This window comes from Geodermatophilus sp. SYSU D00525, from assembly GCF_054050475.1.
Genome location: NZ_JBJGZK010000047.1, coordinates 1 through 14,710, shown reverse-complemented (window position 1 = coordinate 14,710; position 14,710 = coordinate 1). Strand labels below are relative to the sequence as shown.

The following is a 14,710-nucleotide window of genomic DNA, read 5'->3' as shown; positions in this document are numbered from 1 at the left end:
CGACGCTCGACCGCCGGGACGGCGTCGGGTGGTCGCCCCACCCCCCCCCCCCCCCCCCCCCCCCCCCCCCCCCCCCCCCCCCCCCCCCCCCCCCCCCCCCCCCCCCTGGGCCGGACTCGGGTTCGACGGCCGCCGGCAGCGGCTGGCCGCCTACCGCGGCTACCTGGCCCGGCGCATGCACGAGCTGGCCGACCTGGTGCACCGGGAGAACGGCAAGCCGCACGCCGACGCCCTCCTCGAGATCACCCTCGCGGTCGACCACCTGGCCTGGGCCGGGGCGCACGCGCGGAAGACGCTCGGCCCGCGCCGGGTGCGCGCCGGGATGCTCGCGGCCAACCACGCCGCCCACCTCGAGTACCAGCCGATGGGCGTCGTCGGCGTCATCGGCCCGTGGAACTACCCGGTGTTCACGCCGATGGGCTCGATCGCCTACGCGCTGGCTGCCGGCAACGCCGTCGTCTTCAAGCCCTCGGAGTTCACCCCGGCAGTCGGGGCGTGGCTGGCCGCCGCCTGGCGCGCGGCCGTCCCCGACGTCGCCGAGGCCTTCCAGGTCGTCACCGGCTCCGGCGAGACCGGTGCCGCGCTGTGCCGGGCCGGCGTGGACAAGCTGGCCTTCACCGGCTCCGGGCCCACCGGCCGCAAGGTCATGGCCGCCTGCGCCGAGACGCTCACGCCGGTGCTCCTGGAGCTCGGCGGCAAGGACGCGATGATCGTCGACGACGACGCCGACGTGGCCGCCGCCGCCGACGCCGCCGTCTGGGGCGGCATGAGCAACGCCGGGCAGACCTGCATCGGCATCGAGCGGGTCTACGCCACGGAGAAGGTCTACGACGCCTTCGTCGCGGAGGTCACCGAGCGGGTGCGCGCCCTGCGCCCCGGCTCTGACGAGGAGGCCGCGTACGGCCCGATGACCATGGCGGCGCAGACCGACGTCGTGCGGCGGCACCTCGACGACGCGACGTCCTCCGGCGGCCGCGCGGTCGTCGGCGGCACGGGGGACGGCGGGTTCCCCCACGCCGACTACATCGCGCCGACCGTGCTGCTCGACGTGCCCGAGTCCTCGGCCGCGGTCCGCGAGGAGACCTTCGGCCCGACGCTGACCATCACCCGCGTCGCCGACGCCGAGGAGGCGCTCGAGCGCACCAACGCGACGTCGTACGGGCTGGCCGGCGCGGTGTTCTCGCGGTCCACGGCGCGCGCGATGGACCTCGCCCGCCGGATGCGCAGCGGCATGACCAGCGTCAACTCGGTGCTGACCTTCGCCGGGGTGCCCTCCCTCCCCTTCGGCGGCGTCGGCGAGAGCGGCTTCGGCCGGATCCACGGCGAGGACGGGCTCAAGGAGTTCACCCGCGCCAAGGCCATCACGCGGCAGCGCTTCCGGCTGCCGGTGGACCTCATGTCCTTCACCCGCCCGCCGGCCGCGTTCGACGCGGTGGCGCGGGTCGTGGGCATGGTCCACGGGCGGCACCGGTGAGCGACGTGCAGGAGTTCGACGTCGTCGTCGTCGGGGCCGGCTCGGCCGGCTGCGCGCTGGCCGCGCGGCTGACCGAGGACCCGTCGGTGCGGGTGCTGCTGCTGGAGGCCGGCGGGTCCGACGACGTCCTCGAGGTGCAGGTCCCGGCCGCGATGTACAAGGTCTGGCGCACCCGGCGGGACTGGAACTACACGACCGGGCCGCAGCCGGGGCTGGGCGGCCGGGAGCTGTTCTGGCCGCGCGGCAAGCTGCTGGGCGGGTCGTCGTCGATCAACGCGATGATCTACATCCGCGGCGCGGCGGCCGACTACGACGAGTGGGCGCAGCTGACGGGCGACCCGTCGTGGTCCTACGAGGCGGTGCTGCCGCTGTTCCGGCGGATGGAGGACAACGCGCGCGGCGCCGACCGCTTCCACGGCGTCGGCGGGCCGCTGCGGGTGGAGGACCTGCGCTCGCCGCACCCGTGGACCCGCGCGGTGGTCGAGTCGGCCGTGGCCGCCGGCTACCCGCGCAACGCCGACTTCAACGGCGCCGCCCAGGAGGGCGTGGGCCAGTACCAGGTGACGCAGAAGCGCGGCCGCCGCTGGTCGGCCGCCGACGCCTACCTGCGCCCGGCGCTGGGCCGGCCCAACCTCACCGTGCTCACCGGTGCGCTCACCACGCGGGTGCTGGTCTCGGGCGGGCGGGCCACCGGCGTCGAGTACCGGCGCGGCGGGCAGACGCACACCGCGCACGCGGCCGGCGAGGTCGTGCTCTGCGGCGGCGCGGTGAACTCGCCGCAGCTGCTGATGCTGTCGGGCATCGGGCCGGGCCCGCACCTGCGCGAGGTCGGCGTCGACGTCGTCCACGACCTGCCCGGCGTGGGCGGCGGGCTGCAGGACCACCCGCTGGTGCCGGTCATCTGGGACGTGCGGTCGGGGAAGTCGCTGCTCCGGGCGGAGTCGCCGTCGGGGTACGCGCAGTGGTTCGGCGCCCGCCGCGGGCCGCTGTCGTCGAACCTGGCCGAGGCGGGGCTGTTCACCCGCTCGCGGCCGGACCTCGACCAGCCCGACCTGCAGTACCACTTCCTGCCGGTCAAGTTCTGGCGGCAGGCGGAGGTCGACCCCGACGTCGACGCGTTCACCGCGGCCGCCGTCCTGGTGCACGTGCACTCGCGCGGCTCGGTGCGGCTGCGCTCGGCCGACCCGACGTGGGCCCCGGCCATCGACGCCGGCTACCTCACCGACGAGCGGGACCTCGACGCGCTGGTGACCGGCGTGGAGAAGGCCCGGGAGATCGCCTCGGTCGGCCCGCTGGCCTCCGTGCTGGCCGCGGAGTGGTCGCCGGGCGGCACGGTGCGCACGGCCGACGCGCTGCGGGCGAAGGTGCGGGAGACGCTGGAGTCGCTGTACCACCCGGTGTCCTCGTGCCGGATGGGCACCGACGGTGACGCGGTGGTCGACCCGCAGCTGCGGGTGCACGGGCTGGACGGCCTGCGGGTGGTCGACGCCTCGGTGATGCCGACGCTGGTCCGCGGCAACACGAACGCGCCGACGATCATGATCGCCGAGCGCGCCGCCGACCTCATGGCCGGCCGCACCGTCGACCCCGCCCTGGCCGCGCACGCCTGAGCGCATCGCGGGCGTTCCCCGCGCACCGCGGGTCCTGCAGGACCGGCAGAGCGCGAGGAACGCCCGCAGTGCGCGGGGGCCTGTCCTCGTCCGCCCGGCCGGGGCATCCTCGGGCGCCCGACCAGGAGGAGCCATGGCCCGCACCCCGCACGAGGTCTTCCAGGCGCACGGCGCCGCGCTCGACGCCGGCGACGTCGACGCCGTCGCGGCCGACTACGCCGAGGACGCCCTGCTCATCACCCCCGACGGCGTGGTCCGGGGCAGGGACGGCATCCGCAGCGCCTTCGCCGGCATGCTCAGCGAGATCCCCGGCGCCACCTGGGAGTTCCCCACGCAGCACTTCGTCGACGACGTCCTGTTCCTCGAGTGGAGGGCGGTGTCGGAGAAGGCACGGGCCGAGGGCGTCGACACCTTCGTCTTCGACGGCGGTGCCATCCGGGTGCAGACGATCCGGTTCACCCTCGAGCGCACCGGCTGACCCGCCGGGGGCCTTCGTAGCGGTGATGGCTCCCCCACGTGGCGCCACTCCGGAGCCTTTGTAGTGCTATTGGCGCGGATCCGTGGCCAGCGCGGCTCGGATCCGGACGAGGAGCGCCTCCGAGTCCCGAAGGTCCGCGGCGCTCACCCGGACGACCCGCCAGCCGCTCGAGCCGCTCGTCGTCCTTCGGGATCTGGTCGTCCTGGAAGTGGTGGGCGCCCTCGTACTCGACCGCCAGCCGCTCCCCGGGAAACGCGAGATCGACACGGGCGACGAACCGTCCGTGGTGGAGGACCTCGAACTGCGGCACGGGGTCGAGGCCGGCCAGGACCAGGCAGACCCTGAGCCGCGACTCCTGCGGGGACTCCGCCCGTGCATCGACCAGGGGCACGGCGCGACGGACCCGGCTCACGCTCCACCGGCCGGTCCCTGCCCCTGCCAGGGCGAGGAGGCCAGGGACCGTCACGTGCTCAGCGGCGACCATCGCGTCGAGTGCAGCCACCGCCGTGGTCAGCGGCTCCAGGTCATGAGGTCCCACGCCGTCCGCAGCGCCGTCGTCACGGGAACGTCGTCGTGGAGGACGACGTCCGACGGTGGGAGGACGGTGTGGTGGACGGCAGCCACCCGTGGCCCGCGCCAGCGGACCTCCTCCGGGCACACCACGGTCACCTGGTCCCCGGCTCCGGCGAACGGGGCTCCGTACCAGGCAGCGGCGGAGTGCCCGCCGATCGCGGCTCCCGCCGGCAGGAGGAGCGCGACGCCGCGACAGCGCAACCGGTGGTCGAACGGCGGTCCCGGGTCGGTGTACACCCCTTGGGCGAGCCGACGGTAGCTGCGTCGACGCACCTGGGCCCGGGTCAGGAAGCCCTCCGCCATCGCGGCACTGCCGACGAAGACCCCGGGGAGGAGACGTCGAGACGTGGACACCCGGGCAGCGTGGCCGACGCGTGAGGCACCGAGCGGCGTCGTCCACAGGCCCAGGAGCCAACAGCGCTACGAAGGCGCCTCACGGCGACAGCTGATAGCGCTACGAAGGCCCTCGTCAGCCGTGGGTGGTGGCGGCCGAGGCGGTGGTCGGCTCGGACGGCGCGGCGGGCGGCGCCTCCGGCGCAGGGCGGCGGCGGATGGAGATCGACAGCGCCGCGGCCACCAGGCACAGGGCGCCGGCGCCGAACCAGGCGAGGTCGTAGGAGCCGGTCACGTCGCGCACCACGCCGCCGCCGAACGCGGCCACCGCCGATCCCACCTGGTGCGAGGCGAACACCCAGCCGAACACGACCGGCGCCCGCGGGCCGAAGTGCTCGCGGCACAGCGCCAGCGTCGGCGGCACGGTGGCCACCCAGTCCAGGCCGTAGAAGACGATGAACGCGACCATGCTGACGTGCAGGTCCGGCCCGAACAGGGGCGGCAGCAGGAACAGCGAGAACCCGCGCAGCGCGTAGTAGGCCAGCAGCAGCACCCGCGGGTCGGTGCGGTCGGTGAGCCAGCCGGACAGCACGGTCCCGGCGATGTCGAAGATCCCGACGACGGCGAGCAGCGACGCCGCCGTCGTCACCGGCATGCCGTGGTCGTGCGCGGCCGGGATGAAGTGCGGCTGCACCAGCCCGTTGGTCGAGGCGCCGCAGATGAAGAAGCCCGCGGCCAGCAGCCAGAACGGCCGGGTGCGGGCGGCGTCGAGCAGCCCGCGGACGGCGGTGCGCGCGGCACCGGTGCGCACCGGCTCGGCGTCGTCGGCGGCGGTCCCGCCGTAGGGCACCGCGCCGACGTCGCGCGGGCGGTCGCGGAGCAGCCACAGCACCAGCGGGACGACGGCGAGCGCGGCGGCCGTCGTCCCGAGCGAGGCCGCCCGCCAGCCGCCACCGGTCTGCGCGATCGCGGCGACCACGGGCAGGAAGACCAGCTGCCCGGTCGCGCCGCCGGCGGTGAGGATCCCCGAGACCAGCCCGCGCCGGGCGACGAACCAGCGGCCGGTCACCGTGGCCACCAGCGACAGCGCCATCGACCCGGTGCCCAGGCCGACCGCGACGCCCCAGAGCAGCAGCAGCTGCCAGCTCGCCGTCATGAACACGGTCAGGCCGCTGCCCAGCGCGGTGAGCAGCAGCGCGCCGACGACGACGCGGCGGATGCCGAACCGCTCCATGAGCGCCGCCGCGAACGGCGCGGTCAGCCCGTACAGCGCCATGTTCACCGCGACGGCGGCCGAGATGGTCGACACCGACCAGCCGAACTCCTCGCGCAGCGGGTCGATGAGCACCCCGGGCACCGCGCGGAACGCCGCCGCCCCCACGAGCGCCAGGAAGGTCACCGCGGCCACCCACCAGGCGGGGTGCACGCGGGCGGTCCGGCGGGGCGCGGTCGTCGTCACGAGCGGAGAGCATGACCGACGGTCCGCTTCCCGGACCAGTGGCCCGACGGTCAACACCTGCAAGGATCCGGCCATGACCTCAGGCCGAGTCCGGCGATGACACCGGACCCGGCCCTGCACGAGGTCGTCGTCCTCGCCGTCGACCGCGTCGTCGGCTTCGAGCTCGGGCTCCCCCACCGCCTGCTCGGCCTGGCCGAGGACCGGGACGGGCGGCCCCTGTACCGGGTGCGGGTGGCCACCCTCGACGGGCGGCCGGTGCGCACGGCCGACGGCTTCGCGGTGCTGCCCGAGCACGACGGGTCGGTCCTCGCCGAGGCCGGCACGGTCGTGGTCCCCGGGATCATGGGCGGCCCCGCCGTCGTCGAGGGGCGGATCCCCGACGACCTGCGCGACGCCCTCCGCGAGGCGGCCGGGCGGGCGCGGATGGTGTCGATCTGCACCGGCTCCTCGGCGCTCGCCGCGGCCGGCCTGCTCGACGGCCGGCCGGCCACCACCCACTGGCGCGACGTCGAGCACTTCCGCCGCAACTTCCCCGCCGTCCGGCTCGACCCCGACGTCCTGTTCGTCGACGACGGCGACGTCCTCACCTCGGCCGGCGTGGCCGCGGGCATCGACCTGCTCCTGCACCTGGTGCGGCGCGACCACGGCACCGAGGTGGCCAACCGGGTCGCGCGGCGCAACGTCGTCGCGCCGTGGCGGGAGGGCGGGCAGTCGCAGTTCGTCGACCGGCCGCTGCCCGAGGCCGGCGACGCCGGGACCGCGCCCACCCGCGCCTGGGCGCTCCAGCGCCTGGGCGAGCCGCTGCCCCTCGCCGACCTCGCCGCCCACGCGCGGATGAGCGTGCGCACCTTCACCCGGCGGTTCCGCGAGGAGACCGGGGTGTCGCCGCAGCGGTGGCTCGCCGGGCAGCGGATCGCGCTGGCCCGCCGGCTGCTGGAGTCGACCGACGTCCCCGTCGACCGGGTCGCCGCCGACGCCGGGTTCGGCACGCCGGCGTCGCTGCGCGCCCACCTGCGCGCCGCGATCGGGGTCTCACCCGGCGCCTACCGCCGCACCTTCCGCGGGGCCTCGGTGAGCCATCAGCCCGACGAAGGCGGAGCCTGACGCGGCGGTGTGACACGCGACTCCCCGGGACGACGGCAGGATCGGCCCCCGCGTCTGGTTGAGTGGGGCGTACCGGCGCCGCCCTCGCTCATCCGGAGCTGCAGGACTCGACGTCGGGCTGGTGCAGCGCCACGGAGGCGCGCCCGGCTGTCCGACGTCGCCCACGGCGCGACCCGCCCCGCAGACGGGGCCGGCGTGCGCCCGCGTGCGGTGGCCGAGGACGGCGACCCGAGTACCACCGAGGAACCCATGACCTCCCCGCAGTCCCCCACGCCCACCGGCACGTCCCGGCCCCGCCGCCGTCGCGGCGGCCGCGGCCGCGGCGCCGGCAGCGCCCCCGCTCCCGCCACGACGGCGGCTCCCGCCACGACACCCGCGCCGCCGCAGGAGATCCCGGCCGGCGACGTCGCCACCGTGCTCCCCACCGACGCCGCCTTCGCCGAGCTCGGCGTGCCCGCCCCGCTGGTCGAGGTGCTCACCGCCAGCGGCATCACCGCGCCGTTCCCCATCCAGGTCGCGACGCTGCCGGACTCCCTGGCCGGCCGCGACGTGCTCGGCCGCGGCCGCACCGGCTCCGGCAAGACCATCGCCTTCAGCCTGCCGCTGGTCACCCGCCTGGCCGCCTCGACGACGAAGCGGCAGGCCCGGAAGCCGCGGGCCCTGGTGCTCGTGCCGACCCGCGAGCTGGCCAACCAGGTGATGGCCACCGTCGAGCCGCTGGCCACGGCGCTCGGCCTGCGCGCCACCACCGTCTTCGGCGGCGTCGGGCAGAACCCGCAGGTGCAGGCGCTGGCCGCCGGTGTCGACGTCGTCGTCGCCTGCCCCGGCCGGCTCGAGGACCTCATCGGCCAGGGCCACGCCGACCTGTCCGCCGTCGAGGTGACCGTGCTCGACGAGGCCGACCACATGGCCGACCTCGGCTTCCTGCCCGGCGTCAAGCGGCTGCTGGACCGCACCCCGCAGGGCGGCCAGCGGCTGCTGTTCTCCGCCACGCTGGACAACGGCGTCGACGTCCTGGTCAAGCGCTACCTGTCGCGGCCGGTGACGCACTCGGTGGACCCCGCCGTCGCGCCGGTCGCCACCATGACCCACCACGTGTTCCAGGTCAGCGCCGCCGACAAGGCCGAGGTGGTGCGCCAGCTCGCCTCGGGCCTCGGCCGCAGCGTGCTGTTCACCCGGACCAAGCACCAGGCGAAGAAGCTGGCCAGGCAGCTCACCGCCGCGGGCATCCCCGCCGTCGACCTGCACGGCAACCTCAGCCAGAACGCCCGCGAGCGCAACCTCGAGGCGTTCAGCACCGGCGGCACCCGGGTGCTGTGCGCGACCGACATCGCCGCGCGCGGCATCCACGTCGACGACGTCGCGCTGGTCGTGCACGTGGACCCGCCGGCCGAGCACAAGGCCTACCTGCACCGGTCCGGGCGCACCGCGCGCGCCGGCGCCGGCGGCACCGTCGTCACGATCTCGACGCCCGACCAGGCCGCCGAGGTGCGCACCCTGGCCCGCCAGGCCGGCATCTCGCCGGTCGTGACCCAGGTGCGCCCCGGCGCGGAGCAGGTCACCGCGCTCACCGGCCCGGCCGCGCCGCACGTCGAGCCCGCCCCCACCCCGGCTCCCCAGCCGCAGGGCCAGGGCCAGGGCGGCGGCCGGCGCCGGCGCTCCGGCGGGGGGCCCGCGGCCGCTGCGACGACGTCCGCGAAGACGTCCGGGAACCGCGGACAGGCCCGCAGCCCGCAGGGCCCCGCGCGCACGCGCGCGGAGCTCGCCGCCCGGGCCGGCACGCACTCGGCGGCGTCGTTCAGCGGCCGCTCCCGGCGCGGGGGCCGCTGACCCGGGGGTGTCACGCCGGGGACGGTCGGGAAGAGTCGTCCCGACCGTCCCCGACGACCCTGCGAGGTGCCCGATGGCCCTGCCCATCACCCTGTCCGAGATCGGCCCGCGGATCTCGGCCGGCGCGTTCATCCTCAACAGCGGGCTGGGCAAGCGCGGCGCCGACGAGCAGACCGCGGCCGGCCTGCACGGCTTCGCCTCCGGCACGTACCCGTTCCTCAAGGACGTCGAGCCGCGGCAGTTCGTCCAGGCGCTGTCGACGGCGGAGATCGCGGTCGGCGCCGCGCTGCTGACGCCGTTCGTGCCCACGGCCCTGGCCGGCGCCCTGCTCACCGGGTTCGCCGGCGGCCTGCTCGGCCTCTACCTGCGCACGCCCGGCATGCGCAAGGAGGGCAGCCTGGCGCCGACCGAGCAGGGGCTGACCGTCGCCAAGGACGTGTGGCTGCTCGGCATCGGCGTCGGCCTGCTCACCCGGGGCACCGTGGACCGCGGGTCCCGCCGGGTGCAGCGGGCCGCGAAGACCCTGGCCCGGGCCAACGCGCGGGTGTCGAAGGCCGAGCGCCGCGCCGAGCGCCGGACCGTCCGCGCCGCCTGAGCCGTCACTCCCCCGGCAGGAACACCGTCCCGACCAGCCGGCGGCGGCGTCCCTCGCGCGGGGCGTTCCCCAGGCGCGCGCGGAGCACGCCGCGCACGTCGTCGAGCAGGCCGGCGAACTCCTCGTCGTCCAGCCACAGGCCGGTCATCCGGTAGCCCACGCCGTCCCGGGCGGGATCCAGCCCGTCCGGGGCGGCGGCACCGGCGTCGACCCAGCGGTCGAAGTCCGCGAGCAGCGCCGCGACGAAGGTGCCGAAGGCGCGGCGGTGCTGCTCGGGCGTCATGCCCGCCGCCTCCTCCGCCCCGACGGAGGCCGCGGCGGTCACCAGCCGGTAGGTGCGCTCGGTGCTGCCCCGCACCCGGCGCTCCCCCACGACCTCCAGCACGCCGGCCTCGGCGAGCACGCCGACGTGCCGGTAGAGCGTGGCCACCGGGACGTCGGGCAGCTCGGTGTGCAGTTCCCCCGTGGTCAGGCTCCGGTCGGCCAGCAGGGCCTGCACGACGCGCAGGCGCACCGGGTGGAGCAGCAGGTCCGCAGACGCCACGCGCTCGACCTCTCTCATGATTGACAACGGTCTCACTGTTGGGAATGATCATGCCATGGCGACCGTGACGACGACATCCCAGACCCTGCGCATCACCCTCACCCCGGCCGAGAAGGTGCTCGGCCTGCTGCGCGACCTCGAGGTCCCCCTGTCCGCGGTGCGCTCGGCCGAGGTCGTCCCCGACGGGCTGGCCGCCGCCCACGGCCTGCGCGCCCCCGGCCTCGGCCTGCCCGGCGTGCGCAAGATCGGCACCTGGCGCCGGCGGGGCGGGAAGGCGTTCGTCAGCGTCCGGCGCGGGACGGCGGTGCGCCTGGAGCTGACCGGTCAGCGCGTCGACACCGTCCTGGTGACCGTCGACGACGCGGCGGCCGTCGTCGCGGCGCTCTCCGGCGCCCCGCGGTGAGCCCGCGCGAGCTGCCGGTGACCGTGCCCGGCAGGCCCCCGCTGGCCGGCACCCTCACCCTCCCCGCCGCGCCCGGCCCCGTCCCCGCGGTGCTGCTGGCCGCGGGCTCCGGCCCGCTGGACCGCGACTCCGACCACCGGCGGGCCCGCTTCGGCGTCACCCGCGAGCTGGCGCACGCGCTCGCCGAGGCCGGCCTCGCGTCCCTGCGGTACGACAAGCGCGGCGTCGGCGGCACCCCCGGCGACTGGCGGCGGGCCGGGCTGCACGACGCCGCGGACGACCTCGCCCGGGCGCGCGACGCCCTGGCCGCCCGGCCCGAGGTGGACCCCGGGCGGATCGTGCTGGCCGGCCACAGCGAGGGCGCGCTGCTCGCCGCGGCGGTCGCGGCCCGCGGCGTCCCGGTGGCCGGGGTGGTCCTGCTCGCGGGCTCCGCGACGCCCGGCGACGAGCTGCTCCGCTGGCAGGCCCGCCGGATCGGGCCGACCCTGCCCGCGCCGGTCCGGGGCGTGCTCCGGCTCCTGCGCACCGACCTGGAGCGGAAGGTGGCCGCCGACCACGAGCGCCTCCGGGCGACGACCACCGACGTCGCCCGGGTCGGCGGGGTGCGGCTCAACGCGCGCTGGCACCGCGAGTTCCTCGACCACGACCCGCGCACCGACCTCGCCCGGCTGACCGTGCCGGTGCTCGCGGTGACCGGGGACAAGGACCTGCAGGTGCCGCCGGCGGACCTGGAGACGATCGCGGCGACGGTCCCCGGTCCGGTGGAGACCCTGCTCGTCCCCGACCTCACGCACACGCTGCGCCGCCAGCCGGGGCCGGCGTCGCTGCGCGCCTACCGCGGTGAGCTGCGCCGACCCGTGGACGCCGAGGTGCTGGCCACCGTGGCGGCGTGGTGCCGACGGGTGGGCGCCGTGACGTCCCCGACCTGAGCGGAGGCGGGAAGGGGTTACGGGGAGTCGGCGCAGCGTTGCAGTATCGCGGGCCTGCGGTGGGGCGTCGCCGGAGGGGCCCCACCGTCGGCTCAGAGGAGGCTCGTGTGTCCCAGCCCACCCGACGTGTCGTACCGCTGGTCGTCGCCCTGGGCGTCGGCCTGCTCAGTGCCTGCTCGGACGACGGCGGCGGCGGTGACCCCGCCGCCGCCGCCACGACCAGCGAGCACGCCGAGGCCGAGCACACGGAGAGCACCCCCTCCTCGAGCGCCCCCCAGGAGAGCGCCGCCGGGAGCAGCACCGCGCCCGGGACCACCGCGCCCGGGACCACAGCGCCCGAGAGCACCGCCGCGCCGGTCGAGGCGCGGACCGTCACCGCGACCGAGGGCGAGATGTACATCGACCTCTCGGAGAGCTCGTTCACCCCGGGCGAGTACACCATCGAGGTGGTCAACGAGGGCAACGCCACCCACGACCTGGTCGTCGAGCGGGACGGGCAGGACGTCGCCGCGAGCGACACCATCGGACCGGGCGAGTCGACCACGCTGACGGTCACCCTCGAGGCGGGCGAGTACGTCTTCTACTGCTCGATCGGCAACCACCGGGCCATGGGCATGGCGACCGACGTGACGGTCTCGGCATGACCGGGCACACCGCGACGCGCTCCTCGCGCAGCGGCGTCGCGATCGGGGTGCTGCGGCTCGTCGGCGCCGCGCTGCTGGCGGCGATCGCCGTCATCCACGCCTACCTGTGGCAGCAGGGCTACAGCGGCATCGACGTCATCGGCCCGGCGTTCCTGGTGCAGACCGTGCTCGGGATCGGCGGCGCGCTGCTCGTGCTCGCCGCGCCGGCGCGCCTGGTGACCTGGGCGGCCCTGCTCGGGGCCGCGTTCGCGGCCGGGTCGCTGGCCGCGCTGCTCGTGTCGACGACAGTGGGGTTGTTCGGCTTCGTCGAGACCACCGAGGCGACCCTGTGGTGGGAGTCCTTCTGGGTGGAGGCCGCCGCCGTCGTCGTGCTCGTCGCGCTGGCCGCCCTCACCCGCCGGCGCGGCGGCCGCTGAGGCCGGGGGGGGGGGGGGGGGGGGGGGGGGGGGCCCCCCCCCCCCCCCCCCCCCCCCCGGGTCGCTCAGCCCTGGGACGAGAACGCGGCGTCGAACGCCGCGGCCGGCGGGTCGAACGCCAGCCGGCGGACGAACGCCAGTGCGTCGGGGGCGCCGACGAGTCGGTCCATGCCGGCGTCCTCCCACTCCACCGAGATCGGGCCGTCGTAGCCGATCGTGTTCAGCATGCGGAAGCAGGCCTCCCACGGGACGTCGCCGTGCCCGGTGGAGACGAAGTCCCAGCCGCGCCGCGGGTCGGCCCACGGCAGGTGCGAGCTCAGCCGGCCGTTGCGGCCGTTGCCCACCTGGCGCTTCGCGTCCTTGCAGTCGACGTGGTAGATCCGGTCCTTGAAGTCCCAGATGAAGCTGACCGGGTCGAGGTCCTGCCAGACGAAGTGGCTCGGGTCCCAGTTGAGCCCGAAGGCCTCGCGGTGGCCGATCGCCTCCATGGCGCGGACCGTCGTCCAGTAGTCGTAGGCGATCTCCGACGGGTGCACCTCGTGCGCGAACCGGACGCCGACCTCGTCGAACACGTCGAGGATCGGGTTCCAGCGCGCGGCGAAGTCGGCATAGCCGTCCTCGATCATCGACGCGCTCGCCGGCGGGAACATCGCCACGGCCTTCCAGATCTTCGACCCGGTGAAGCCGACGACGGTCTCCACGCCCAGCTTCGCCGCCGCGCGGGCGGTCAGCTTCATCTCCTCGGCCGCCCGCTGCCGCACACCCTCCGGGTCGCCATCGCCCCACACCCGCGGTTTGACGATGCCGCGGTGCCGCTCGTCGATCGGGTCGTCGCAGACGGCCTGGCCGTCGAGGTGGTTGGAGATGGCCCACACCTTCAGGCCGTACTTGTCGAGGAGGGCGAGCTTCTCCTGGACGTAGGAGTCGTCGTTCGCGGCGCGCTGGACGTCGAGGTGGTCGCCCGAGCAGGCGATCTCCAGGCCGTCGTAGCCCCACTCGGAGGCGAGCCGGGCCACCTCCTCGAACGGCAGGTCGGCCCACTGGCCGGTGAACAGGGTGACGGGACGGGGCATGGCGGGGTGTCCTCTCGGATCAGGCGGGGACGGGGGTCCACACGGAGTCGGCCGCGGCACTGCGCTCGACGGCCTCGAGCACCCGCTGCACCTGCAGGCCGTCGGCGAACGACGGCGTGGGGTCCTCGTCCTTCGAGATGGCGGTGAGCAGGTCGACGACCTGGTGGGTGAAGCCGTGCTCGTAGCCCAGCCCGTGCCCGGCCGGCCACCAGGCCGACACGTAGGGGTGCCCGGGCTCGGTCACGAGGATGCGGCGGAAGCCGGCCACCTCGGCGGGCTCGCTGCCGTCGAAGAACTCCAGGACGTTCATGTCCTCGAAGTCGAAGGCCAGGCTGCCGGCGGAGCCGTTGACCTCGATGCGGATGGCGTTCTTGCGGCCCAGGGCGAACCGGGTCGCCTCGAAGGTGGCCACCGCGCCGCCGGAGAACCGGCCGAGGAACACCGCGGTGTCGTCGACGGTGACCTGGCCGGTGCCCTCCCCCGCGACGCCGGACAGCGACCCGGCCGCGGCGGGCAGCGGGCGCTCCTTGACGAACGTCTCGAGCAGGGCGCTGACGCCGGTGACCGTCTCGCCGGTGATGTACTGCGTGAGGTCGACGATGTGCGCGCCGATGTCGCCGAGCGCCCCCGAGCCGGCCTTGTCCTTCTCCAGCCGCCACGACATCGGCGCCGACGGGTCGGCGATCCAGTCCTGCAGGTACTGCGCGCGCACGTGGCGCACCTGGCCGATCCGGCCCTCGGCGACCAGCTGCCGGGCCAGCCCGATCGCCGGCACCCGGCGGTAGGTGAAGCCGACCATCGAGCGGACCCCGCGCGCGGCGGCCCGCTCGGCGGCCTCGGTCATGGCCTCGGCCTCGACGACGGAGTTGGCCAGCGGCTTCTCGCACAGGACGTGCTTGCCGGCCTCCAGCGCCGCGATGGCGATCTCGGCGTGGGTGTCGCCGGGGGTGCAGACGTCGACCAGGCCGACGTCGTCGCGCTCGAGGACCCGCCGCCAGTCGGTCTCCACCGACGCCCAGCCCAGGCGGGCGGCGGCCTCGGTGGCCCGCTCCCGGTCCCGGCCGGCGAGGACGGTGAGCTCGGGACGCAGCGGGAGGTCGAAGAAGTGGGGGGCGGTGCGCCAGGCCTGCGAGTGCGCCGCGCCCATGAAGGCGTGTCCGATGAGGCCCACCCCGAGGGTCGGCCGGTCAGGTGAGGTCATGGGGGCTCCCGGAACGGGGCGGGGCCGCCGGTGTACACCGGCGG

15 protein-coding genes are annotated in these 14,710 nt (G+C 75.9%); 10 read left to right on the top strand and 5 right to left on the bottom strand.

Translation table 11 applies throughout. The features are described from left to right. The first annotated feature begins 28 nt into the window (after nt 1-28). The 3 genes from ACI796_RS22915 to ACI796_RS22905 all read left to right on the top strand — a co-directional run bounded on the left by ACI796_RS22915 (nt 29) and on the right by ACI796_RS22905 (nt 3,562). A complete protein-coding gene (locus ACI796_RS22915; protein WP_456943522.1) occupies nt 29-1,474 on the top strand; it encodes an aldehyde dehydrogenase family protein in 1,446 nt (481 codons plus the stop codon). Continuing rightward, nucleotides 1,471-3,084: a GMC family oxidoreductase gene (locus ACI796_RS22910; RefSeq protein WP_456943521.1), complete on the top strand. Its 1,614-nt coding sequence runs from the start codon at nt 1,471-1,473 to the stop codon at nt 3,082-3,084. The genes ACI796_RS22915 and ACI796_RS22910 overlap by 4 nt, the downstream gene beginning before the upstream one ends. 133 nt (nt 3,085-3,217) lie before the next feature. Continuing rightward, entirely contained in the window at nt 3,218-3,562 is a 345-nt protein-coding gene (locus ACI796_RS22905; RefSeq protein WP_456943520.1) for a nuclear transport factor 2 family protein, read from the top strand. 510 nt (nt 3,563-4,072) lie between these two features. Here ACI796_RS22905 and ACI796_RS22900 read toward each other — a convergent pair. Beyond that, nucleotides 4,073-4,489, bottom strand: a complete 417-nt coding sequence (locus ACI796_RS22900) for a hypothetical protein (protein ID WP_456943519.1) — start codon at nt 4,487-4,489, stop codon at nt 4,073-4,075. Between the two features lie 115 nt (nt 4,490-4,604). Continuing rightward, nucleotides 4,605-5,927, bottom strand: a complete 1,323-nt coding sequence (locus ACI796_RS22895) for an MFS transporter (protein ID WP_456943518.1) — start codon at nt 5,925-5,927, stop codon at nt 4,605-4,607. Nucleotides 5,928-6,023: 96 nt separating this feature from the next. Here ACI796_RS22895 and ACI796_RS22890 point away from each other — a divergent pair, with 96 nt between their 5' ends. From ACI796_RS22890 to ACI796_RS22880, 3 genes are all read left to right on the top strand, one after another. Then, nucleotides 6,024-7,031 carry a GlxA family transcriptional regulator gene (locus ACI796_RS22890; RefSeq protein WP_456943517.1) on the top strand — a complete coding sequence of 336 codons (1,008 nt, stop codon included), beginning with the start codon at nt 6,024-6,026 and terminating at the stop codon, nt 7,029-7,031. Between the two features lie 249 nt (nt 7,032-7,280). After that, nucleotides 7,281-8,861 (top strand): DEAD/DEAH box helicase, encoded by a 1,581-nt coding sequence (locus ACI796_RS22885; protein ID WP_456943516.1) that lies wholly within the window; start codon nt 7,281-7,283, stop codon nt 8,859-8,861. A 73-nt stretch (nt 8,862-8,934) separates the two neighbouring features. Further along, the gene (locus ACI796_RS22880) at nt 8,935-9,456 is read left to right on the top strand and encodes a hypothetical protein (RefSeq protein ID WP_456943515.1); all 522 of its coding nucleotides are present in this window, start codon (nt 8,935-8,937) and stop codon (nt 9,454-9,456) included. Between the two features lie 4 nt (nt 9,457-9,460). Here ACI796_RS22880 and ACI796_RS22875 read toward each other — a convergent pair whose 3' ends face one another. Beyond that, nucleotides 9,461-10,018, bottom strand: coding sequence for a helix-turn-helix domain-containing protein (locus ACI796_RS22875; protein WP_456943514.1), 558 nt, complete (start codon nt 10,016-10,018; stop codon nt 9,461-9,463). Between the two features lie 46 nt (nt 10,019-10,064). Between ACI796_RS22875 and ACI796_RS22870 the strand changes: the two genes are divergently transcribed. The 4 genes from ACI796_RS22870 to ACI796_RS22855 all read left to right on the top strand — a co-directional run bounded on the left by ACI796_RS22870 (nt 10,065) and on the right by ACI796_RS22855 (nt 12,392). Further along, complete coding sequence (locus ACI796_RS22870) at nt 10,065-10,403, top strand: hypothetical protein (protein WP_456943513.1); 339 nt, start codon at nt 10,065-10,067, stop codon at nt 10,401-10,403. Then, on the top strand, nt 10,400-11,332 hold the full coding sequence (locus ACI796_RS22865) for an alpha/beta hydrolase family protein (protein WP_456943512.1): 933 nt from the start codon (nt 10,400-10,402) through the stop codon (nt 11,330-11,332). Before ACI796_RS22870 ends, ACI796_RS22865 begins: the two co-directional genes overlap by 4 nt. Before the next feature lie 107 nt (nt 11,333-11,439). Next, a complete protein-coding gene (locus ACI796_RS22860) occupies nt 11,440-11,976 on the top strand; it encodes a plastocyanin/azurin family copper-binding protein (RefSeq protein WP_456943511.1) in 537 nt (178 codons plus the stop codon). Continuing rightward, complete coding sequence (locus ACI796_RS22855) at nt 11,973-12,392, top strand: hypothetical protein (RefSeq protein ID WP_456943510.1); 420 nt, start codon at nt 11,973-11,975, stop codon at nt 12,390-12,392. Before ACI796_RS22860 ends, ACI796_RS22855 begins: the two co-directional genes overlap by 4 nt. Nucleotides 12,393-12,457: 65 nt before the next feature. On the opposite strand, the gene ACI796_RS22850 is transcribed toward ACI796_RS22855, so the two are convergent. Both ACI796_RS22850 and ACI796_RS22845 read right to left on the bottom strand, forming a co-directional pair. Then, the gene (locus tag ACI796_RS22850) at nt 12,458-13,465 is read right to left on the bottom strand and encodes a sugar phosphate isomerase/epimerase family protein (protein ID WP_456943509.1); all 1,008 of its coding nucleotides are present in this window, start codon (nt 13,463-13,465) and stop codon (nt 12,458-12,460) included. A 19-nt stretch (nt 13,466-13,484) separates the two neighbouring features. Then, entirely contained in the window at nt 13,485-14,666 is a 1,182-nt protein-coding gene (locus tag ACI796_RS22845; protein ID WP_456943508.1) for a Gfo/Idh/MocA family protein, read from the bottom strand. Nucleotides 14,667-14,710: the final 44 nt, after the last annotated feature.